The 23,947-nt window shown below is 61.3% G+C and carries 13 protein-coding genes and 2 riboswitches; of the genes, 6 read left to right on the top strand and 7 right to left on the bottom strand.

Translation table 11 applies throughout. The features are described from left to right. Nucleotides 1-52: 52 nt before the first annotated feature. Together KVQ82_RS17110 and KVQ82_RS17105 are read right to left on the bottom strand one after the other, a co-directional pair. Nucleotides 53-445: an Imm41 family immunity protein gene (locus tag KVQ82_RS17110; protein ID WP_222014712.1), complete on the bottom strand. Its 393-nt coding sequence runs from the start codon at nt 443-445 to the stop codon at nt 53-55. 270 nt (nt 446-715) lie between these two features. Beyond that, nucleotides 716-1,186, bottom strand: a complete 471-nt coding sequence (locus tag KVQ82_RS17105; protein WP_085654133.1) for a hypothetical protein — start codon at nt 1,184-1,186, stop codon at nt 716-718. Nucleotides 1,187-1,242: 56 nt separating this feature from the next. Here KVQ82_RS17105 and KVQ82_RS17100 point away from each other — a divergent pair, with 56 nt between their 5' ends. Then, nucleotides 1,243-7,107: an NEL-type E3 ubiquitin ligase domain-containing protein gene (locus KVQ82_RS17100; RefSeq protein WP_260687683.1), complete on the top strand. Its 5,865-nt coding sequence runs from the start codon at nt 1,243-1,245 to the stop codon at nt 7,105-7,107. Between the two features lie 49 nt (nt 7,108-7,156). Here KVQ82_RS17100 and metH read toward each other — a convergent pair whose 3' ends face one another. Further along, entirely contained in the window at nt 7,157-10,867 is a 3,711-nt protein-coding gene (metH, locus tag KVQ82_RS17095; protein WP_222014710.1) for a methionine synthase, read from the bottom strand. Nucleotides 10,868-11,023: 156 nt separating this feature from the next. Between metH and KVQ82_RS17090 the strand changes: the two genes are divergently transcribed. The 3 genes from KVQ82_RS17090 (at nt 11,024) to nfuA (ending at nt 15,167) form a co-directional block, all read left to right on the top strand. Next, nucleotides 11,024-13,318, top strand: coding sequence for a fatty acid cis/trans isomerase (locus tag KVQ82_RS17090; protein ID WP_222014708.1), 2,295 nt, complete (start codon nt 11,024-11,026; stop codon nt 13,316-13,318). A gap of 181 nt (nt 13,319-13,499) precedes the next feature. Beyond that, nucleotides 13,500-14,525 (top strand): acyltransferase, encoded by a 1,026-nt coding sequence (locus KVQ82_RS17085; protein WP_222014707.1) that lies wholly within the window; start codon nt 13,500-13,502, stop codon nt 14,523-14,525. A 57-nt stretch (nt 14,526-14,582) separates the two neighbouring features. Continuing rightward, on the top strand, nt 14,583-15,167 hold the full coding sequence (nfuA, locus tag KVQ82_RS17080; protein ID WP_003225494.1) for a Fe-S biogenesis protein NfuA: 585 nt from the start codon (nt 14,583-14,585) through the stop codon (nt 15,165-15,167). Between the two features lie 187 nt (nt 15,168-15,354). On the opposite strand, the gene cobM is transcribed toward nfuA, so the two are convergent. The 4 genes from cobM to KVQ82_RS17060 all read right to left on the bottom strand — a co-directional run bounded on the left by cobM (nt 15,355) and on the right by KVQ82_RS17060 (nt 17,500). Next, nucleotides 15,355-16,101: a precorrin-4 C(11)-methyltransferase gene (gene cobM / locus KVQ82_RS17075; RefSeq protein ID WP_222014706.1), complete on the bottom strand. Its 747-nt coding sequence runs from the start codon at nt 16,099-16,101 to the stop codon at nt 15,355-15,357. Nucleotides 16,102-16,182: 81 nt separating this feature from the next. Continuing rightward, entirely contained in the window at nt 16,183-16,596 is a 414-nt protein-coding gene (locus tag KVQ82_RS17070; RefSeq protein ID WP_222014702.1) for a cobalamin biosynthesis protein, read from the bottom strand. After that, nucleotides 16,593-17,291, bottom strand: coding sequence for a CbtA family protein (locus KVQ82_RS17065; protein ID WP_041072677.1), 699 nt, complete (start codon nt 17,289-17,291; stop codon nt 16,593-16,595). Before KVQ82_RS17065 ends, KVQ82_RS17070 begins: the two co-directional genes overlap by 4 nt. Before the next feature lie 11 nt (nt 17,292-17,302). After that, nucleotides 17,303-17,500, bottom strand: a complete 198-nt coding sequence (locus KVQ82_RS17060) for a CbtB domain-containing protein (RefSeq protein ID WP_047598594.1) — start codon at nt 17,498-17,500, stop codon at nt 17,303-17,305. 122 nt (nt 17,501-17,622) lie between these two features. Further along, nucleotides 17,623-17,845: riboswitch (cobalamin riboswitch) on the bottom strand. 857 nt (nt 17,846-18,702) lie between these two features. Beyond that, nucleotides 18,703-18,916, top strand: a riboswitch (cobalamin riboswitch). A 97-nt stretch (nt 18,917-19,013) separates the two neighbouring features. Here KVQ82_RS17060 and cobW point away from each other — a divergent pair. Together cobW and cobN are read left to right on the top strand one after the other, a co-directional pair. Beyond that, nucleotides 19,014-20,084, top strand: coding sequence for a cobalamin biosynthesis protein CobW (gene cobW / locus KVQ82_RS17055; protein WP_222014701.1), 1,071 nt, complete (start codon nt 19,014-19,016; stop codon nt 20,082-20,084). 3 nt (nt 20,085-20,087) lie between these two features. Next, the gene (cobN, locus tag KVQ82_RS17050) at nt 20,088-23,936 is read left to right on the top strand and encodes a cobaltochelatase subunit CobN (protein WP_222014700.1); all 3,849 of its coding nucleotides are present in this window, start codon (nt 20,088-20,090) and stop codon (nt 23,934-23,936) included. Nucleotides 23,937-23,947 lie beyond the last annotated feature (11 nt).

Raw genomic sequence — 23,947 nt, 5'->3', positions numbered from 1 at the left:
GCCTCTGGCCGATTTCAGCCTTTCGCGACCGGCTGAAACCGAACCGAAACAATCAACTTTGATGGTTGGAGACGAGCAGAGGATTGGGGTCGGAAAAAATGCTGGTTGCCGGCATTCTACCAGCAAAAAAACCTTCGAAAACCAGCTGCATTCTTTCACGTAGATCGTAAACCTCCTTCCTTTTGAGGTTTTCAATCTTGAAACTGTCTCGACGATCTAAGTGGCAGCCGAATAACAGAAAGGTGTAACTGAATATGCGGAAAATCCGCCTAGAGAGCTCTTGGGAGGGGCTTTTGCCGATCGCGAGTTGATATAGCGCCCACTCCAGCATCCAGTAGTCATCGTGAGCCCAGATTGATTCTTCGTGTAATCGCCCTATAAACGAATAGTCGTCGAATTCCTCGCAGTCAGAAGAATTTCTAGCGATTACAGAATGAGCATCCATCGAGGTAAGTCCCTTCTCATATGTCTTGGCAGCTTCGCAGGGCAGCGAGAGTGCTCTCTAACAGCGAATAGCCTACACTACCTTCTACTATTTTCTGGCACTAAAGAAGCGTTCTCAGCGATAGCTTTTGGCTGAAACCCGCCTGTCACGAAGGGCAACCACCGACCCAACTCTGCCGGTCATAACAGGCTTCTATCGACTCATAGCTACCGGTCGCCCAAAGTGATTATCACCATCGCAGCGTTTCAATACGCCACTCCTGCGAGCCAGTTACAGCTTTTTCTCAATAGCTTCGATGGCTGCCACATACGCATCATTGCCGATCCCGACTTGGCCCCACACCTCACGTTCTTCTCCGCGTTGACGGTCATATTGTTCATCAGCATCCCAAAGCGTGAGTATTTGGTTCGGAAAGCAGTACTCGTAACGGTCGAACTCATGGGGGCCAGAATCGTCCGAGGCAGCCATCAGTGAGAACAACTCAGCCGCAGAGATAGCAAAAACATCAACCCCTTTAAACGTGAAGTTGAGTTGAGAGCTCCAGGAAACGCCTATGAACTGGACTTCATCGCTTGGGCCGTACTCAAGCTGGATTGAAGATTCGCAGAAATAATCGACGCGGCCATTGGAGCACTCCAGCTGGAATCCACTCACAGACATTGCTTCCCTTGCTGCGGTACGTGAAGCGCCAAGCCGTGCGGGGCCGATTGCTTCCAGCGGCAAAATCTCAAAAACAGGCATTCACAAATTCGATCTGGATCAAGGTCGCACAGCTGATACCGCCGCTGTCCACTATCGTGCAGATCAAGGAGTTGCCACCCGAAGTCCCCGGCAAGCGCGAGCCACACCCTGACCCGTATCTCGACCCGTTTGCCATCACGCGCCAGGACGTTGCCGGGATCTGGGGCGCCAACACCGATTTGTGGCAATACCTTTATGAACAGCACCGGGCCAAATTCATCGCCGACGCGCGCGCCCATGCCGTCCCGACGGCGGATGTCGATGCCCGGGTCCGCGCAGCCAAACTCAGTCATTTGCTCGAACTCGGCATGCTGGGGTTGAACATGGTGTCGATGTTCGTACCGGTGCTGGGCGAAATCATGATGACCGTGATGGCGGGGCAACTGCTCTACGAGTCATTCGAAGGCGCCATCGAATGGTCGGAAGGCGATCGTCAGGCTGCCAAGGCGCATCTGGTCGATGTGGCGCAGAACCTGGCGCTGATTGGCGTAATGGGCGCTGTGGGCAAGGGCGTAAGCCGACTGCGCCCGGCCTCCGCCGAACCCGTGATCGAGCACCTGCAACCGGTCGAGCGGCCCGACGGCTCGGTTCGCCTGTGGAAACCCGACCTCGATACCTACGCCAGCGATATTGTCCTGCCTGCGACTGCCGGTCCCGACGCGCAAGGCGTGTATCGGTTCGACGGCAAGACGTTCATTCGCCAGCAGGGCAAGCTCTATCAGACGCACTACGATGAGAACCTGAATAACTGGCGCATTCTCCACCCGCAGGATCCGTCGGCGTATCAACCGATCCTCGAGCACAATCGACTGGGCGCCTGGCGCCACACCCACGAGCGGCCGCTGCACTGGGATCGACTGACCTTGCTGCGGCGCATCGGTCACTCGACTGACGCATTTTCGGATGAGCAATTGCTCGAAATCGCCGACCTCAGTGGTGTCAGTGATGATGCCCTGCGCCAGATGCACCTCGATCACCAGCCGGCGCCACTGGCCCTGGGCGATACCTTGCGCTTGTATGAGGCGAATCAGCAGGTCGGGCGTTTGATCGATCAGGTCGAACGAGGAACCAAGCTTGACGATTCGTACCTGCTGACGCTGCCCATGCTTACGCAAATGCCGCGCTGGCCGAGCGGGCAGATCCTGGAAGTCTTCGACGGACCGCAGTTGTCCGGGCCCAGCCGTCTGTTCGGCGCGCAGTCAGGTGCAATCGACGGCCCGACGCGTGCGCCGATCCGGATCACCCGCGCCGACGTGCTCGACGGCCAACTGCCTGAGCGCATTCTGGCAACGCTGGATGAGCCGCAAACCGTTTGGCTGCTGGGTGCCGAGTCGGCGCGGGTCATCGAAACCCGGCCGCTGGAACTGCGCAAACAGATCGCCGATTACCTGCGAACCCGGCAGCCGGCGATGTTCGACAGGCTGTATGACGAACCCGCGTTGAACGACCCGCGAATCGCCAGGCTACAAGCCGCCACACCGGGGCTGGGCAGCTCGGCGGCAATCCGTGTGCTGCTCGAGGCGAACGCCGAGGAACTGACGCGTCTGCAAACCGGTGGGCGGGTACCGTTGCGGCTGCTGGAGATCTCCCGTGAATATGCCCGGCAGCGGCGCTTCAACCATGCGATTGCCGGTCTGCACATGGAAAATTCGGCCGGCGGCGACAGCCAATGGCTGGCCTTGCGCGCTTTGGAGCGGCTGCCGGGCTGGTCGGACGAAGTGCGTCTGGAAGTACGCGAAGGCAGTGTCGACGGGCCGTTGATCGATAGCATCGGCAGCGAAAGCGCCGGCCAGACCCAGTATCTGGTCAAGCGCGGGCCGGTCTATCAGGCGTACAACGCGCACGGGGAAGCGCTCAACGGCGTCCCGCGGCGCGGGGACAACTTTTTTACCTCGATCCTCCATGCGTTGCCCGATCAGACGCGACAGGCTCTGGGTTTTGCTGAGGTTTCGCGTAGGGCCGGACTGCGCCGGGCAGTGATCGAGTATGTGGCCCGCCATCGCACCGAACTGGCTCGGCTAGCGAGCAGGCGCCATGGCCACAAGCAACGCTTCAAGGCGCCGGTGCGGGTGCGCCAGCATGGCCTGGGTTATTACGCCAGCGGTCGCGGCGAAGGCGTGAACCCGCTGCTGGTGACGCGCGTGCAGGACGTGTATCCGGCGCTCACCGATCAGCAGGCGGGCGGGTTCATCCTCAAGCAATTGGCCGCCGGGCGGACTGACGCGCAGATCTACGAGATGTTGCAACGGCGCCTGCGTGAATGGCAGGCGCTCGAATCGACACTGGCGCAATGGGAAGGTGTGCCTTCCCCGGAGCCGACGCTGCAATCGATGATCGGCGGCAAATCCAGCGTCGTGCGCAGCCTCAAGCAGAGCTGGCGCCATGCGCCGCTGGCCGAGAGTCAGGCGAGTGCCGCACGCCTCGATCTGACGTGCGACGAGCCGTTGCCGGAGCTGACGGCAGATTTCTCGCATGTTCGCGACCTGCGCATCAGAGGGCGTTGCATCACCGATGCCAACGGCGATGCACTGTTGAGCCGTTTCCCCAGGCTCAAGGCGCTGCGCATCAATGGCACCGCAGAAACGTTTACCAACGTGCCGACGGTGCTGCAGAACATGCCGGAACTGACTGACCTGACGCTCTACGGCGCGATGCCCTATGCCGCCGACATGCCGGCACGCCTGGCTCAATTGACCCGACTTGAAGTATTGAGTGTCAGTACCTCGAGTTATCAGTCACTGGCGTTCGACGTCAGCGGCATGCGCAATTTGCGCAGCCTGGACATCGTCGCCTATTCATTGTTCGACTGGCCTGCGGGTGCGCTGGAGTTACCGGCCCTGGAGCGTCTGAACCTCAGGGATACAAGCATCAGCACCGTGCCCGCCGAGCTGCTGCAGGGGCATGAAAAACTCTGGTCGGGGCTGTCGCTGGACTGGTCAAAATTCTCCCGGGAAAACTTCGCGGGCGTGTACGAATACGCCAAAAGCCTGCCGGAACACCTGATCGATCGAGAGACCATGGTCAGGGATTATTGTCGCGGCGAGTTGCGGCGTCTGGGCGAGGGTGTGCATCAATCCACCGAGGGGATACTCCATCGTTTCTTTGAGCAATGGCCGGATGAGCAACAGCGCTTCACCGCCATCAATGCCTTGAGCGATCAATATGCTGCGCTGGAACGTGAACTCAGTCAGTGGCAGCAGCGCCTGGTGGTGTCGGCAGAATCGCTGTCCGAACTGATCGCGCGATCAAACCTTGTCCATGTTCTCAAAGCCAGTTGGCGCAACGGACTGTTCAAGCGCTATGGCGCAACGATCAGCGCCTCGACCGTCGATTTGTCGGGGTTGGGGCTCAGCGAACTTCCGGTGTTACCGGCAGACGCCTTTGCGCATGTACGCACGCTGCTGCTCAATGGCCAGCGGGTTGCAGGTGCGCAGATGCGCGGTTTCATCAGCGCATTCAGCGAAGTCCGAACCCTTGATCTGAGTAACAATGCCTTGCACGAATGGCCGATCGAGTCGCAGCGCCTTTCGCGCCTGATGCACCTGGACCTCGCCGACAATCTGTTGACCGACAGTTCGCGCCTGCAGAGCGGATTGAGTGAATTGCCTGCGCTCGAACAATTGAATCTGCGCAACAATCCGCTGAGCGATTTGAACGTCGGCAATCTGCAGCGCTTGAAGGCCCTCGACCTGCAGCGTACGCACCTGCAACATTGGCCGGCAGGCGCAGAAGGCTTGCCGCAACTGTCATGGCTGGACCTGCGCGAGACCCGTATCAGCACGCTGCCACCTGCCGTGCTCGAGAGCACCTCACTGCTCAACACCAACCTGACCGGCGCGCCCCTGACCGCAGCGGCGTCGGCGCAGCTGCGTTCGGCGCAACTGCGGCTCGAGCACGAACTGGGCCTTCCTGCCGGCGCGCTGGAGGCATTTGCCCGGGAGCCGGTGCCGGCGACGTTTCCTCCAGCGGAGAACGGTTTGACCGTGGCCCGCCAGTTGCTGCCGTTGACGCCAGCACCTGTCAGTACCGGGCTGGCACGCATGCGCCAGAATCTGCAGCGGTTGCAGCCGGCCTTTAGCGATGAACAAGCCATGCAAGTGATCGAGGCGCTGCGTAGCGATGGCGCCACCGATGTGCAGATCGAGGAGCGGATCACGGGCTGGAGTCAGACATTCGAAACCCTCGTTCGCCGACTCAACGGCTGGCTGTATACCCGGGAAACCCGTGGAGCCGACTGGGTCATCTCCTCGCAGTCGCGCAGCCTCGCGGCGTGGCGCATCCTCACCTGCTGGCGTGCCAGGTTAGCGGTTGCCGGGGGCGATGCGGTTCTGGATCTCAACGGCCTGCAATTGGGCGATCTACCGGCGCTGCCCGAGGATTTCGGGCATGTCGGCAGCCTGGACCTGACAGGCACTCGGGTGACGACCGAGGGCAGCGACGGGTTTCTCAAGTCGTTCACCCACCTGCGTCATCTGACCCTTAATGGCAATGCGCTGACGGCGCTGCCGGATGGTGTCCGGCAAATGCCGCAGCTGGAGCGACTCGAGCTTTCCAGCAACCACTTCAGCGACACCGAGCACCTGTATGCCGCGCTGTCCGGTCTGGAGCATCTGCAAGCTCTGGACCTGAGCTACAACTACCTCGATGCGTTCGACGTCAGCTATTTCGAGCATTTGCAACGTCTGGATCTGCGCAACAACAACCTGGCCGAATGGCCGGCCGGTGCGCTGGATGCGCAGCACCTGCTGACACTGAACCTCAGTCGCAACGACATCGTCGCCATCCCCGAAGAGGCGCTGGACGGTCAGCACGATGAGCTGATGGACGGCACCGACCTGACTGACAACTACAACCTGTCGCAGGAGTCCCTCGAAAGGCTCAGGGCCTATCAGACGGCGGGTGACCGCCAGCGAGTGCTCGGTTTCTCGAGTTCCGAACTGGAGGAAATGGCTGACGACGTTGCCGGCGGGCTCAGCGAAACCACGGACAGCATCGAGTCGGACGAATCGCTCCCGGACGAACAGTCCCATGCGCAGCAGAAGGCGCCGTGGCTGGCGAATCTGCTGCCGGAACAGGCGTCCGCCCGAGACCGGCTCTGGGATCAATTGGCTGCGGAACCGGACAGCGGGGCATTCTTCCATTTGCTTGACCGATTGCAGGACACCCAGGAGTTTCGCGTGGCCAATGCCGACCTGACCCGACGGGTCTGGAGGGTCATGGAGGCTGCCGCCGCCGACAGTGAGCTGCGCGAGGTGATTTTCGCCGGCTCGGCCACCCATGGAACGTGCGTGGACGGGCGAATCCTCACCTTCAGTGGTCTGGAGAGCAAGGTCTTTACCTACAACGCCTTGCTCGATTTGCCGGCCGGTCGCCCGGGAATTCGCGGCGAGGCCTTGTTGTCCCTGTCGCGGCAACTGTTCCGGCTGGACAAGGTCGATGAACTGGCAAAGGCAGCGGCCGCGCGCAGTGGTTTTGACGAAGCCGAAGTCCGTCTCGGTTACCGGATCGGTCTGACCGGTGGCTGGGAGGATGGACTGGAGTTGCCCGGACAGCCGAAAAACATGAAATTTGCCTCCGGTGTAACGCCTCAGCAGTTGTTCGATGCGCGGGCCGAGGTGGTTAACGCGGAACACTCCGACCGGTTTCTGGAGGATCTGATCCAGCGCGATTACTGGCTGGATTACCTCAAGGAGCAGCAACCCGAAGCGTTCAGGCAAATGGATGAAGTGCAACTGATGGAGGAGGGCGAGGACGACGGTCTGAGTGCTGACGACCCGCTTTATCTGAGCCGGTTGTTCGATCAGGCAGCGGCGCGCAATGCCAGGCTCATCGAATTGACGCGACAGGAGATTGAACGGATCGGTTTGTCTGCCGACACGGCACAAATGCCCGGCTCCTCCGGGCAATGGTCAGGCGCGTAAACCTGGTGAACGGTCACTCCCCGGCTGATCCGCGGAGTGACCGTTGCGCTTATTCGTCGTAACCGAGGTTCGGCGCCAGCCAGCGCTCGGTCACGCTCAGTTCCTGACCTTTGCGCGAGGTGTAGCTCTGCACCTGATCCTTGTCGACCTTGCCCACGGCAAAGTATTGCGCCTGCGGGTGCGCGAAGTACCAGCCGCTGACCGCGGCTGCCGGGAACATCGCGTAATGCTCGGTGAGGAACACGCCGCTGCGGCCTGCGCGCATTTCGCTGGCCTCAGGATCGAGCAGGGTGAACAGCGTGGCCTTCTCGGTGTGATCCGGGCACGCCGGGTAACCCGGTGCCGGACGGATACCGGAGTACTGCTCTTTGATCAGTGCTTCGTTGTCCAGCACTTCGTCCTTGGCATAACCCCAGTGTTCTTTGCGCACTTGCTGGTGCAGCCATTCGGCGCAAGCTTCCGCCAGACGGTCGGCGAGGGCTTTGACCATGATCGAGTTGTAGTCGTCGCCGGCGTCCTGATAAGCCTTGGCCACTTCTTCGGCGCCGATGCCGGCGGTGGTGATGAACCCCCCGACGTAGTCGGTCACTTCGCTGTCTTTCGGCGCGACGAAGTCGGCCAGCGAGAAGTTCGGCTTGCCGTCGGTCTTGATGATCTGTTGACGCAGGTGATGCAGGCGCGCCATGGGCTTGCCGTCATCGCCGTACAGTTCGATGTCGTCATCGTGCACCTGATTGGCCGGCCAGAAACCGAACACCGCACGGGCGCTGATCAGCTTCTCGTCGATCAGCTTGGTGAGCATTTCACGCGCATCCTTGTACAGCGCGGTGGCGGCTTCACCGACCACTTCGTCTTCGAGGATGCGCGGAAACTTGCCGGCCAGGTCCCAGGAGATGAAGAACGGCGTCCAGTCGATGTATTCGGCCAGCACGTTGAGGTCGATGTTATCCAGCACGCGGGTGCCGGTGAAGGTCGGTTTGACCGGCGTGTAGTTGGCCCAGTCGAACTGTGGCTTTTTGGCGATCGCCGCCGCGTAGCTCAGGCGCTCGGTACGGGCGCTGCGGTTGGCGGTGCGCTCACGCACATCGACGTAATCGGCGCGGGTCTTCTCGACGAACCCGGCCTTGAGTTCCTTGGACAGCAACTGCGTCGCGACACCGACCGCACGCGAGGCGTCGGTCACGTAGACCACTGCGTCGTTGCTGTACTTCGGCTCGATCTTCACGGCGGTGTGCGCCTTGGAGGTGGTCGCGCCACCGATCATCAGCGGCAGATGGAAATCCTGACGCTGCATTTCCCGGGCAACGTGGACCATCTCGTCCAGCGACGGGGTGATCAGACCGGACAGACCGATGATGTCGCACTTTTCTTCCTTGGCCACCTGGAGGATTTTCTCCGCCGGTACCATCACCCCGAGGTCGACGATGTCGTAGCCGTTGCAACCCAGCACCACGCCGACGATGTTCTTGCCGATGTCGTGCACGTCGCCTTTTACCGTGGCCATCAGGATCTTGCCCTTGGCTTCCGGCTTGTCGCCTTTTTCCAGTTCGATGAACGGGATCAAATGCGCCACGGCTTGCTTCATCACGCGGGCAGATTTCACCACCTGCGGCAGGAACATTTTGCCGGCGCCGAACAGGTCGCCAACGATGTTCATGCCGGACATCAGCGGGCCTTCGATGACTTCGATCGGGCGCGCGAACGACTGGCGCGACTCTTCGGTGTCTTCGACGATGTGGGTGGTGATGCCCTTGACCAGCGCGTGCTCCAGACGCTTGTTGACGTCCCAGCTGCGCCACTCTTCGGTCTCGGCTTCCTTGACGCTGCCGTCGCCCTTGTACTTGTCGGCGATGGCGAGGAGGGCGTCGGTGCCTTCCGGCGTGCGGTTGAGAATCACGTCTTCGACGGCGTCGCGCAGTTCCTGCGGGATCTGGTCGTAGATCTCCAGCTGACCAGCGTTGACGATACCCATGGTCAGGCCGGCGCGGATCGCGTACAGCAGAAACACCGAGTGGATCGCCTCACGCACCGGGTTGTTGCCCCGGAACGAGAACGACACGTTGGACACACCGCCGGAGCTCAGCGCATAGGGCAGCTCGTCGCGGATGTAGGCGCAGGCGTTGATGAAGTCCACAGCGTAATTGTTGTGTTCTTCGATACCGGTGGCCACGGCGAAGATGTTCGGGTCAAAAATGATGTCTTCCGGCGGGAAGCCGACTTCGTTGACCAGAATGTCGTAGGAGCGTTTGCAGATCTCTTTCTTGCGCGCTTCGGTGTCGGCCTGGCCGGCTTCGTCGAAGGCCATGACCACCACTGCCGCGCCGTAGCGTTTGCACAGCTTGGCGTGATGGATGAACTGCTCGACGCCTTCTTTCATGCTGATCGAGTTGACGATGCCCTTGCCCTGGATGCACTTGAGGCCGGCTTCGATCACTTCCCATTTCGACGAGTCGATCATGATCGGCACGCGGGAGATGTCCGGTTCACCGGCGATCAGATTGAGGAAGGTCACCATGGCCTTCTTCGAATCGAGCATGCCTTCGTCCATGTTGATGTCGATCACCTGGGCGCCGGCCTCGACCTGCTGCAGGGCGACTTCCAGGGCTTCGGTGTAGTTGTCTTCACGGATCAGACGGGCGAACTTCGCGGAGCCGGTGATGTTGGTGCGCTCGCCGACGTTGACGAACAGCGAGCTGCGATCGATGGTGAACGGCTCCAGGCCCGACAGGCGGCAGGCCTTGGGAATATCCGGAATCTGCCGCGGCGCGTAACCGGCGACGGCTTTGGCGATGGCTTCGATGTGGCCCGGAGTGGTACCGCAGCAACCGCCGACGATGTTGAGGAAACCGCTTTGGGCGAATTCTTCGATGACCTTGGCGGTGTCCACCGGCAATTCGTCGTACTCGCCGAATTCGTTCGGCAAACCGGCGTTCGGGTGCGCCGACACGTGGGTGCTGGCCTTGTTCGACAGCTCTTCCAGGTACGGACGCAGCTCACGGGCGCCGAGCGCGCAATTGAGGCCGACCGAGATTGGCTTGGCGTGGGCCACCGAGTTCCAGAACGCTTCGGTGGTCTGGCCCGACAGGGTGCGACCGGATGCATCGGTGATGGTCCCGGAAATCATGATCGGCAGTTCGATGTGCAGTTCTTCGAAGACGCCTTGCACGGCGAAGATCGCGGCTTTGGCGTTGAGCGTGTCGAAGATGGTTTCGATCAGGATCAGGTCGACGCCGCCCTCGATCAGGCCTTTGGTGGCTTCGGTGTAGTTTTCTACCAGTTCATCGAAGGTGACGTTGCGGTAGCCGGGGTTGTTCACGTCTGGCGACAGCGAGCAGGTGCGGCTGGTCGGGCCGAGTACGCCGGCGACGAAGCGTGGCTTGTCCGGGTTCTCGGCGGTCTTGGCGTCGGCCACCTTGCGCGCCAGACGCGCGCCTTCTACGTTTAATTCGTACGCCAGTTCTTCCATGCCGTAGTCAGCCATGGAAATGCGCGTGGCGTTGAAGGTGTTGGTTTCCAGAATGTCGGCGCCGGCATCCAGATAAGCCTTTTCGATGCCGCCGATCACGTCCGGACGTGTGATCACCAACAGGTCGTTGTTGCCCTTGACGTCGCTCGGCCAGTCGGCGAAGCGTTTGCCGCGATAATCCTGCTCCTCGAGCTTGTAGCTCTGGATCATCGTGCCCATGCCGCCATCGAGTATCAGGATGCGCTCTTTGAGGGCTTGCTTGAGAGCTTGAAGGCGGACGCTGCGATCGGACATTGGGACTACTCGAAAAGACCATGACGAAGGGCCGGGATCATAGCAAACCTGTGCGCTTTTGGAGCACGTGCTGCTTTTGCATGAATATCGTTCATGTTGGTACGAGCGTCATACTGTAGAATCGCGGGCGTTTTTTTCACGATCGGGATCATGGGCATGTCGTACCGCGTCATCAGCATTTTCTTGCTGTTCTTAAGCTGGGGCGCCGTTGCGCAGGAACCCGCGATCTCACCTTCTATTTCATATACGCGTGACATCCAGCCGATCTTCACCGAGAAGTGTGTGGCCTGCCACGCTTGCTACGACTCGGCGTGCCAGCTCAATCTGGGCAGCGGCGAAGGCGCAGGGCGGGGCGCAAGCAAGATGCCGGTCTACGACGGCGAACGCACTCAGGCGGCGCCGACCACGCGGCTGTTCTACGACGCCTTCGGCAAACGTGCCTGGCAGCAGAAGGGCTTTTATTCGGTACTCGATGCCCAGGGCAGCCAGGCGGCGTTGATGGCGCGGATGCTGGAACTGGGCCACAAAGCCCCGCTGACCCCGAATGCCAAGCTGCCGGAAGACATCGTCCTCGGCCTGCAACGGGAAAACATGTGCGCGATGCCCGCCGAGTTTGACGGCTATGCCGGCGCCCACCCCAAAGAAGGCATGCCGCTGGCGGTGACCGGGCTGACCGATCAGCAATACCAGACCCTGCAACGCTGGCTGGCGTCCGGTGCGCCGATCGACGAGCAGGGGCTGGCGCCGAGCGCCAGGGAAGCGCTGCAAATCGTGCAGTGGGAAAACCTGCTCAACACCCCGGGCGCGCGGCAGAGTCTGGTCGGGCGCTGGTTGTTCGAACACTGGTTCCTCGCCCACATCTATTTCAAGGACGGCGAGCCGGGCCACTACTTCCAGTGGGTGCGTTCGCGCACGCCGACCGGGCAGCCGATCGACCTGATCGCCACCCGACGCCCGAATGACGACCCGGGCACTCAGGTGTATTACCGCCTGTGGCCGGTGCAAGGGGTGATCGTGCACAAGACTCACATCACTTATCCGCTGAGCGCGGCGAAGATGGCGCGTGTCAAAAGCCTGTTCTACAGCGGCAACTGGCAAGTCAACGCGCTACCGGGGTACGGGCCGCAGAGCCGGGCCAACCCGTTCGCCACGTTCGAAGCGATTCCGGCGCAGGCGCGGTACCAGTTCATGCTCGATAACGCCGAATACTTCGTCCGCACCTTCATTCGCGGGCCGGTGTGCCGTGGGCAGATTGCGACGGATGTGATCCGCGATAACTTCTGGGCGCTGTTCCAGGCCCCGGAACACGATCTGTACATCACCGACCCCAACTATCGCGGCCAGGCCACGCCGTTGCTGGCAATGCCGGGGCAGAACGACGACGTCGGCAGTGTGCTGAGCCTGTGGCACAACTACCGCAACAAGCGCAACGAATACGAAGCCTTGCGTCGCGACAGCTACGCTGACCAACCGCCGCCGAGCTGGTCGACCCTGTGGGCCGGTAACGACAACGCGCTGCTGAGCATTTTCCGCCACTTCGACAGCGCTTCGGTGACCAAAGGCCTGATCGGCGAGGTGCCGCAAACGATGTGGCTGTTCGACTATCCGCTGCTGGAGCGCACTTATTACCAGTTGGCAGTCAACTTCGATGTGTTCGGCAACGTCTCCCATCAGGCGCAGACCCGTCTGTATTTCGACCTGATCCGCAACGGCGCCGAACAGAACTTCCTGCGTCTGATGCCGGCCGATTCCCGTGAGGACTACCTCGACGATTGGTATCAGAGCAGCGGCCAGTTCAAGATGTGGCTCGACTACGAGGCCATCGATGACGACAAGCCGACCGGGTTGAAACTCGATCCGAAGGATCCGAAGTACGACTTCGCCATGCAACTGCTGGCACGCTACGGCGACCTCAATGCGCGGCCGGATCCGATCAACCGCTGTGACGGCGCCTACTGCTCGCGGCCGAACATTGATCCGGCGTTGCAGAACGCCGAACAGGCGCTGAGCCGCCTGACGTCACGACCGGCCGCCGGTCTGAAGGTCATCGACCAATTGCCGGAGGCCACCCTGCTGCGCATCGAAACCCGCAGCGGCAAACGCGAGGTCTACAGCTTGCTGCGCAACCGTGCGCACAGCAACGTGGCGTTTCTGTTGGGCGAATCCCTGCGCTATCAGCCAGGGCTCGACACCTTGACCATTTATCCAGGTGTGCTCAGCAGTTACCCGAACTTCATGTTCAATATTCCTGCCGCGCAAGTCCCGGAGTTTGTCGATGCCATGGAAAACGCCAAGGATGCCGATCGTTTCGAGAAAATCGTCGAACGCTGGGGGATTCGCCGCAGTCATCCGCAATTCTGGTTCTATTTTCACGACCTGAGTCAGTACATCCACGAAACCGAACCGGTGGAAGAGGGCGTGCTGGACATGAACCGCTACGAGAATCTTTGATCGTTGAGATCGACCTGCTGTCCCAACTCCAAGCAACACCGCAAAGCCCCTGTAGGAGCTGCCGAGTGCAACGAGGCTGCGATCTTTTGATTCTTTAACAACAAAGATCAAAAGATCGCAGCGTGCCGCAGCTCCTACAGGGGGCCGGAGGTGATTCAGGAATTGTGCACGGGAGCCGATCATGTTGATTTCAGTGCAGGCCCTGCGCGCGCTTGCCGCGTGGACCGTGGTCTGCCACCACTTCATGCAGATTTTTTTCGACTTCAAGGCGCGCGGCCCGGTCGGGCAGTTCTTCATCGACAAAGGCGCAGTCGGCGTCGATGTTTTCTTCGTCATCAGTGGTCTGGTGATTTTCCTCTCCACCGAAAGCAAAGCACTGCCGCCCGCGCGCTTTCTGCTGTACCGGCTGTTTCGCATTGTCCCGGCGTACTGGCTGTACACGCTGTTGATGGCGTTGCTGGTGCTGTTCGCCCGGCCAATGTTGCCGGATCAGACGGTGGACTGGGCGCATTTCCTCGCGTCGCTGCTATTCATTCCTGCGCAAAATCCTGGCGGCTACGGAATTTATCCGACGCTGAACGTCGGCTGGACGCTCAATTACGAAATGCTCTTCTATGTGTTGTTTGCATGCGCGCTGGCGTTCCGCTGGCAGGTGCGCTTGCTGGTGGTTGGCGCGTTGCTGTTTTCGGTTTGTCAGGCGTTTGGCTGGATCAACGAGTTTTACCGTTCGGACATCGTCTACGATTTTTTGCTGGGGATCGGCATTGGCGTGCTCTATCGCCGGGGCTGGATCGGTGCGGGTCTGTGGCTGCCACTGTTGGCGATGGGCGCCGCGTTGTCGGCGATCTATCACCTGGCGCCGGCGCCAAGGCTGTTGAACTGGGGCGTGCCGAGCGCGGTGCTGGTGATGGCGTGCATGGCACTGGAGCGCTACGTCGAGCGCAACCGCGTGATGAAATGGCTCGGTGACTGTTCCTATTCGGTGTATCTGATGCACGTGTTGGTGCTGTCGGTTGGTAGTTTTATCGCGCGACGCTACGGAATCAATCCGTATCTGATGTTCATCGTCTGCGCTGTGGCTATCGCCCTGGGGTCATGGTTGAGCTACGAATGGGTAGAAAAACGCAGCTATCAGTGGCTTAAAGCGCGGATCGATGGCGAACCGCTGCGCGTACCGGTCGAGAATCTTTCCCGACAAAAATACTAGGACTTTGTCCGGCGCAATGATTGGCGTAAACTGCGCCCAAGCCTGCGAGGAGTTTCCATGACCGCTATTACCATTACCGACGCCGCCCACGATTACCTGGCCGATCTGCTCTCCAAGCAGAACACACCAGGCATCGGCATCCGCGTCTTCATCACCCAGCCTGGCACCCAGTACGCCGAAACCTGCATTGCCTATTGCAAGCCGGGCGAAGAAAAACCTGAAGATACCGCGCTGGGGCTGAAAAGCTTCACCGCCTATATCGATTCGTTCAGCGAAGCGTTCCTTGACGACGCCGTCGTCGATTACGCCACCGACCGCATGGGCGGCCAACTGACCATCAAGGCGCCAAACGCCAAAGTCCCGATGGTCAACGCAGACAGCCCGGTCAACGAGCGCATCAACTACTACCTGCAAACCGAAATCAACCCGGGGCTGGCCAGCCACGGCGGTCAGGTCAGCCTGATCGATGTGGTCGAGGACGGCATTGCCGTGCTGCAGTTCGGTGGCGGCTGCCAGGGCTGCGGCCAGGCCGACGTGACCCTGAAGGAAGGCATCGAGCGCACCTTGCTCGAGCGCATCCCTGAGTTGAAGGGTGTTCGCGACGTGACCGACCACACGCAGAAAGAAAACGCCTACTACTGAGTAAGGTGTTCACTGCGAACATGAAAAACGGCGCCCCGTGAGCGCCGTTTTTTTATGTCCTTTTGTAGCGAGGGGATTTATCCCCGACGGGTTGCGAAGCAGCCCAAGAAATGGAACTGCTGCGCAGTTCGTCGGGGATAAATCCCCTCACCACAGGTTTTTTATCCAGCCACAAAACTCATCTGACTCAGGGCCTGTAGAGATGTGCATGCCCCGCGCGATACAACGATGATTCGCTGAACACCTCACTGCCCAGCACCCGACCCACCAGAATCAACGCCGTACGCCGAAACCCCTTGGCCTCAACCTTCGCCGCAATGTCCTCAAGTGTCCCCACCACCCAATCCTGATCCGGCCATGTTGCCCGGTGAATCACCGCAATCGGGCAATCCGCGCCGTAATGCGGCAGCAATTCAGTGATGATTTTCTGCAGATGGTTGACCCCCAGGTGAATCGCCATGGTCGCGCCATGCTGCGCCAGACTGCTCAACTCCTCACCCGCCGGCATCGCGGTCTTGTCCGCGTAGCGGGTCAGAATCACGCTCTGTGACACATCCGGCAGCGTCAGCTCGGCGCCGAGCAAGGCTGCACAGGCGGCGGTGGCGGTGACGCCGGGGATGATTTCGAACGGAATATTCAACTCGCGCAGATAACGAATCTGCTCGCCAATCGCGCCGTACAGGCTCGGATCACCCGAGTGCACCCGCGCCACGTCCTGGCCCTTGCCGTGGGCGGTTGTGATCAATTCAATGATCTGCTCCAGATGCAATTCGGCGCTGTTGACCACCGTTTCCGCCTGATGTCCCGCCAGCACGGCGGCCGGCACCAGCGAGCCTGCGTAGATGATCACCGGGCAGCTGCGGATCAGCCGCTGGCCTTTGACGGTGATCAATTCCGGGTCGCCGGGGCCGGCGCCGATGAAGTAGACGGTCATGAAGAAATCCTGTGAAAAACGGGGCAGGGCAACGCTTCAGATGAAGATTGCTCATGATCAAACAGGGGGATTATCGGGAATTTACGCAGCGCCGGCCAATGCCAGTGTCGCCTGAGCGTATTTCTGCCGGGAAATCAGCAGCTTTGCCGGTGCCTGAATCAACTGCTCGGCCAGGGCCAGGGCGGCACTTTCCGCCACACCGTAGCAACCGGTGCGCTCATAGGCGATCTGCGAGTGATGGCTCAGTCGCTGCTGGTAAATCGCCAATTCTTCGCTGCTGAAATACAACAGCGGCAGCGCCAGTTGGCTGGCCAGTTCCTGCAAACCGGGTTCATCGCGTTTAATGTCGATGCTGGCCAGGGCTTTGACCGCCTCGATTTCTATGCGATGCGCCTGCAACGCCTGATCGAGTAACGCGCGCAGCGTGCTGGCCGGGCAGCCGCGCTGGCAGCCCAGGCCGACCACCAGGGTCGGCGCTGCGCGGTCATCGGTCATGCGTGGTATTGACCATCGCTTTTGCGGCGGAACAACCAGGCGCTGATCAGGCCCAAGGCTAGCCAGAACGCCACGTTGGTCAACTGCGAAGCGATTTTGAACTGGGCTTCCAGCGCTTGCGGAGCGAGCATCGAATGCACTTCCGGTTGCGGCGCGCCGATCACATGCGGCACGGCGAGGATCGCCACGCCCAGCAGCTTCATCAGCCAGTGACGGCTGAACACGATGAGGGCCAGGCCGACAGCGGTGGAAGCGGCGGTGCCGATCCACCAGGTCTGTCGCGACGCCAGATCGGCGGCAGCGGTGCCCGGCAGTTCAGGCGGCAGGCCCAGGGTCGGTGCGAGCACGAAGGTCGCGTAACCGGCCAGGCCCCAGAGCAGGCCCTGCGAGGTTTTGGTTGGTGCGCGCAAGGTGTACAGGCCGGCGAGCATCAGCGCGAAACCGACCGCCACTACCAGATTGCCGCCAGTGGTCGAGACCACGCGTTGCCAGCCGTCTTCCGGCTCCCAGGCTTCAGCGTCGTGAGTGTGTGCGGCTGTACCGGCGGCGTGTTCGTGAACGGCCACCGGCTCGGACTTCTCGAAGGTTTCGGCCTGCAGAATCAGTGGCGAAACCCAGAAGCTTTGCAGCAACGTCAGCAGCAGGGCGGCCAGCAGGCCGGTGAAGCCTGCGGTTTGCGCGATACGCTTGATCATGTCGGCAGGTCTCAGTGGCACGGGAACGCGGCGCTGTGGCGGGTATCGTGAGCGGCGTTGTGCACCGCTTCGATGTGCGAGAAACCGGCGAAATAAACGAGGCCTGCACCCAGGATCGACGCGAAGATCGCGGCGGTCAGGCGTTGGCTCAAGGTGGCGGTGCTGGAGATTTTGTCGGTGTTGCTGCCGGTGCTGCTGATGATCGACATGGCGCTTCCCTCTGGAGTGTCAGCGGGTGATATAGAGCGCATGGAAACCCCTGCGAGTCGGGCACGCAGAGGTTCGAACAGCGCCCGCCCACCGCGGGTTTGTTATGTTCAGCGACGCAAAATGCGCGCTGTGTGTTGCGGGCCGGTCTCCGGGCTCACGAGGGGTTGGCATCAGGCCGACCTGCAAGCATCACCTTCCCATGCCGCAATGGCACAGTGGATTCGACGCTTCGCTCGCTTACCGTTGCGGGGGCAGCACCGGACTGACATGGCTTTGAGTAAAGCACATGATTCACCGGTTTCCCGTTTCACCCTGTGAAGGGCACCCGTAACAAGTTGTGTAGGAGACCATGAGGGGAGGATTTGAGTCAATTGGGATTGGGGGCATATCCGTTGCTGCGGTAATGGCCTCTTAGGGTTCCGCCCTGACGGCGGGTCACTTTGGCAAACGCCCCAAAGTAACCAAAGGGCTTTACCCTGACGTTCGGCCCTCGCTTGGGCTCGGGTTCCTTCGCTGCGGGATTCATCCGCGGGGCAGCGCCTACGGTTTGCTTCGCTGCACCTCCTCTCGCTGTGTTTGGCTGCGCCAAACGGTCGCTGCGCTCCCACCCCCGGATAAACCCCTCCACTCAGCCTGCCGACGGGCCCTCAGATCAAAAGCTTTACTCGAGCTAACGCTCATCGTGTTGAGTGGGGCGGCTTCGCCGCATGGGGTGTGCACGAATAAAATTGTGGGAGCCAGCTTGCTCGCGATGGCGGCCTGACAGCCGACCAAATTTCTAACTGAATACACCCAATCCCCTGTAGGAACTGCCGAAGGCTGTGATCTTTTGATCTGGCTTTGGCTTTGGCTTTGGCTTTGGCTCTTGATGTGGCTTTTGATCTTCAGCCCCTTCGGCAGGCCGAGCGTAGGTGTCCATCCGGGGGTAGGCGCGCAGCGCCATGCGGCGAAGCCGCATACATCGAGAGGAGGTGCAGCGAAGCAAACCGTAGGCGATGCCCCCCGGATGGACACCGTAGGGAGGGAACACTGAGCCTCAGCGAAGTGCCGTACGCCGGGGCAAAGCCTTTTGGGTTACCTTTTCGGCGTCTGGAAAAGGTGACTCGCTGTAAGAGCGAAACCGCCAGCGGCGACACCCGCAGCAACGGATATGCCCCCAATCCAAAAAAAACCAAAGCATTGACCCATCCTCAACCCATGCGTAGCCTTGCACCTTCGAGGTTCTTCGGCCCACGCCGAAGCTAAGAAGGGAACGCGGTCAAAGCCGCGGCTGCCCCCGCAACTGTGAACGGTGAAGTTCGTTGCCACGCCACTGCCAGCTCAATCCACTGAGCCCGCGGGAAGGCGCAGCGAACGCCGGGCCCAAGGCCCGAACACCGTCAGCCAGGAGACCTGCCTCGTGACAGATTTCTCACTACAACCGGGCGGGGTGATCCGGTGGCGAATTCTTCCGCGCGCACGCTCGCAGCGGATCTCGTCCCGTATGCCCGCCACCTTGCCAAAGGGCATCCGATGAAAACACTGGCCAAACTCCCTGTCACCATCGTCACCGGTTTCCTCGGCTCGGGCAAAACCACCTTGCTGCGGCACATGCTTGACAACGCTCAGGGCCGCCGTATCGCGGTGATCGTCAACGAGTTCGGCGAGCTGGGCATCGACGGTGAGATCCTCAAGCAATGCACCATCGGCTGCACCGAAGAAGAAGCCACTGGTCGCGTCTACGAACTGGCCAACGGTTGCCTGTGCTGCACGGTGCAGGAAGAGTTCTTCCCGGTGATGCGTGAACTGGTCGCCCGGCGCGGTGACCTCGATCACATCCTGATCGAGACGTCCGGTCTGGCCCTGCCAAAACCGCTGGTACAAGCCTTCCAGTGGCCGGAAATCCGCAGCGCCTGCACCGTGGATGCGGTGATCACCGTGGTCGACAGCCCGGCCGTGGCCGCTGGCACCTTCGCCGCGTTCCCCGATCAGGTCGATGCCCAGCGCAAACTCGATCCGAACCTGGATCACGAATCGCCACTTCATGAGCTGTTCGCCGACCAACTGGCCAGCGCCGATCTGGTGATCCTCAACAAGGCCGACCAGACCAGCGCCGAAGATCTGGCTCGCGTTCGCGCCGAAGTCGCTGAAGAACTGCCGCCAGCGGTGAAAATCATCGAAGCCAGCAACGGTCGCCTGCCGCTGGATGTGCTGATTGGCCTCGGTGCCGGTTCCGAAGAACACATCGACAGCCGCCACAGTCATCACGATCACCACCACGACGGTGATGACGACCACGATGACCACGATCATGACGCCTTCGATTCGATCTCCATTGAACTGCCGCAAGCCGACGAAAGCCTGCTGCTCGACGCGCTGACGCAATTGGTGGTCAAGCACGGCATTCTGCGCGTGAAGGGCTTCGCGGCGATTCCGAACAAGCCGATGCGCCTGTTGATTCAAGGCGTGGGCACGCGTTTCGACAAGCACTTCGACCGCCAGTGGGGCGCTGATGAGGCGCGTGTCACTCGTCTGGTGCTGATCGGCCAGAAGCTCGACGCCGCGCAACTCGAAGCGCAACTGCGCGCCGCGCTCAGCGTTTAAGCCATGCACCTGCTCAGGACCCAGCCCGGCGGTTTCGTGTCGGATGACAACATTGCCGACCTTGGACAAACCCCCGCCGAGCTGGTGATCCTGTGCAGCGGCGACTCCAGCCTGGCGCTGCTCGCCGAAGCCGCGCAGCAACTGCCCGAGGATTACCCGAGCCTGCGCCTGGCCAATCCGATGCAGGTGCAGAATCACGCCTCGGTCGATCTGTATGTTGATGAGGTGCTGCGCCACGCCAAAGTCATTCTGATTTCGCTGCACGGCGGCATCGCCTATTGGCGTTACGGTGTCGAGCGTCTGGTGGAGTTGTCCGAGCGCGGCGTGCAGGTGATTCTGGTACCGGGGGATGACCGTCCCGACCCGGAACTCAGCGACCTGAGCACCGTGCCCGCCGAAGATCGCGATCGTCTCTGGCAGTTTTTGCGTCAAGGCGGCATGGGCAATGCGCTGGGCTTCTTCCATTGTCTGGCCAACCGCTGGCTGGCGCGGGATTACGCCTGGGGCGAGCCGCAAGCGCTGCCGCGTACGGCGATTTACCACCCACAGAAAAACACCGCCGCACTGAGCGACTGGCAAGCCGAATGGCTGCCCGGTCAACCAGTGGCGGCGGTGCTGTTTTATCGCTCGCATTTGCAAGCGGCGAACACCGCGTTCATCGATGTGTTCTGCCAACGCTTGCAGGTGGCGGGGCTCAATCCGTTGCCGATCGCCGTCGCCAGCCTGAAAGAACCCGGCTGCCTGTCGGTGGTCGAGGACTGGCTGGATGAGGTCGAAGCTGCGGTGATCCTCAATACCACCGGCTTCGCGCAATCCAGCCCGGAAGCGCCGCACCTGCGGCCGTTCCGGCGCAATATTCCGGTGATTCAGGCGATCTGCGCTCAGGACAACGAGCCGGGCTGGCGCGACAGCGAGCAGGGCCTTGGCCCGCGAGATCTGGCAATGCACATCGCCTTGCCGGAACTCGACGGGCGCATCATCAGCCGGCCGATCAGCTTCAAGGATCTGGCCTGGCGCAGCGAGCGCAGCCAGTCCGACGTGGTCTGCTACCGGGCGCAACCCGAACGCATGGATTTTGTCGCTGAACTGGCGCGACGCTGGAGCGATCTGGCGCGGCTGCCGAACACGGAAAAACGCATCGCGCTGATCCTCGCCAACTACCCGACTCGCGACGGGCGGATCGGCAATGGCGTCGGTCTCGATACGCCGGCGGCGGCATTGAATATCCTGCGCGCGTTGCAGGCGGAAGGCTTCCCGCTGACGGCGGAGTTGCCGGACAGCGGCACCGCGTTAATCCAGCAATTGCTCGGCGGCGTCAGCAACGACCTCGACAGCATCGACCTGCGTCCGTGCCAGCAAAGCCTGGCGATGGACGCCTATCTGGCGATGTTCAACGCGCTGCCGCAAGCCAATCGCGCGGCAGTGCTGGAACGCTGGGGCGCGCCGCAAAACGATCCGATGTGCCGCGATGGGCGAATGATGATCGCCGGTCTGCGCTTCGGCCTGACCTTCGTCGGCATTCAGCCGGCGCGCGGTTATCAGGTCGATCCGAGTGCGGTGTATCACGACCCGGATCTGGTACCGCCGCACGGCTATCTGGCGTTCTATTTCTGGCTGCGCAACACCTACGGGGCGCACGCGGTGATTCACGTCGGCAAGCACGGCAACCTCGAATGGCTGCCGGGCAAGGGCGTCGGCCTTTCGGAAAATTGCTGGCCGGACGCGCTGCTCGGGCCGCTGCCGAACATCTATCCGTTTATCGTCAACGACCCGGGCGAGGGCGCCCAAGCCAAACGGCGCACGCAAGCGGTGATCATCGACCACCTGATGCCGCCGCTGACCCGTGCCGAAACCTACGGCCCGTTGCGCAATCTGGAACTGTTGGCCGACGAATATTACGAGGCGCAACTGCTCGATCCGCGTCGTGCGCGAGAGCTGCAACGCGATATTCTGCAACTGGTGCGCGAGACGCAGATCGATCGCGAACTGCAACTCGACGCCGGTCTGGACAGCGACGCCGATGCCGCGATCTGGCTGCCGCGGCTGGACACCTACCTGTGTGATCTGAAGGAATCGCAGATTCGCGATGGCCTGCACATCTTTGGCGAATCGCCGACCGGACGTTTGCGCATCGATACCTTGCTGGCCTTGCTGCGCATCCCGCGTGGTGACGGCAAAGGCGCGCAGTCGAGTCTGCTGCGGGCGTTGGCCAAGGCGTTCGAATTGAGCTTTGATCCGCTGGATTGCACCCTTGCCGAGCCATGGAACGGCCCGCGCCCGGCGGAGCTGCAAAGCGTCAGCGACGAAATCTGGCGCACCGCCGGTGACACCCGCGAACGCCTGGAGCTATTCGCCACTCAACTGATCTCCCAGGCACTACAAATCCCCTGTGGGAGCGAGCTTGCTCGCGAAAGCGGTGGGTCAGGTACATCAATGTCGACTGACACGACGCTTTCGCGAGCAAGCTCGCTCCCACAGGGGGCAGGATGGGCTGAAGTGAGCGCGATCATTGAAAACCTGCGCGAAGTCATCGCCCCACGCCTCGACGCCTGCGGCCCCGCCGAAATGCGCGGTCTGCTCGACGCCCTGAACGGCCGCTTCGTCCCCGCCGGCCCAAGTGGCGCCCCCAGCCGTGGCCGTCTCGACGTGCTGCCCACCGGGCGCAACTTCTACTCGGTGGACGTGCGCAACCTGCCGACCACCACCGCGTGGCGCATCGGCTTCCAGTCCGCCACGTTGATTCTCGAGCGGCATTTGCAGGATCACGGCGATCACCTGCGTCAGCTCGGCCTGTCCGTGTGGGGCACCGCGACCATGCGCACTGGCGGCGACGACATCGCCCAGGCCATGGCGCTGATGGGCGTGCGCCCGGTGTGGGCCACCGGCAGTCAGCGCGTCGATGATTTCGAGATTCTGCCGCTGAGCCTGCTCGACCGGCCACGGGTCGACGTCACGCTGCGGGTCTCGGGTTTTTTCCGCGATGCTTTTGCCAACCTGATTCGTCTGTTCGACGCGGCCGTGCAAGCGGTGGCGGCGCTGGACGAACCGGATGACCTCAACCCGCTGGCGGCGAAGGTGCGTGCCGAGCGCGAGGTGCTGTTGCAATCGGGGCTGGATGCCGACGCGGCGCGGCGTCAGGCCGGCTGGCGGATTTTCGGCGCCAAACCCGGTGCCTATGGCGCGGGCGTACAGGGCGCCATCGACGGTCGCCTGTGGCAGAGTCGCGAGGATCTGGCCGAGGTCTACCTGAACTGGGGCGCTTACGCTTATGGTGGGGCGGATGAGGGCACCGCTGCGCGCGAACAGTTCGTCCAGCGCCTGAGCCAGGTGCAGGCGGTGTTGCAGAATCAGGACAATCGCGAGCACGACTTGCTCGATTCCAACGACTATTACCAGTTTCAGGGCGGCATGCTCGCGGCGGTGGAAACCCTGCGCGGGGAAGCGGCGGCGAGTTATCACGGCGATCACAGCCAGCCGGATCTGCCGAAAATCCGCACCCTGAAAGAAGAACTCAATCGGGTGATCCGCTCGCGGGCGGCCAATCCGAAGTGGATCGACGGGGTCAAACGTCACGGCTATAAAGGCGCGTTTGAACTGGCGGCGACGGTCGATAACCTGTTCGCCTTCGACGCCACCACGCAACTGATCGATGATCATCAGTACGCGTTGCTGGCGGACGCCTACTTGCTCGACCCGGCGACCCGCGACTTTGTTCGTGAACACAATCCGCATGCCCTGCGCGACATGACCGAACGCATGTTGGAAGCGCAACAACGTGGGATGTGGCAGGAACCCGGCGTGTATAAAGAAGCACTGGAAAACCTGCTGCTGGATATAGAAGAAGACATCTGACACACCGCTCC

The organism is Pseudomonas sp. AO-1, assembly GCF_019775695.1.
Lineage (GTDB): Bacteria > Pseudomonadota > Gammaproteobacteria > Pseudomonadales > Pseudomonadaceae > Aquipseudomonas > Aquipseudomonas parakoreensis.
The sequence above is the reverse complement of the archived record's forward strand: the minus strand, read 5'-3'. Positions and strand labels throughout refer to the sequence as shown.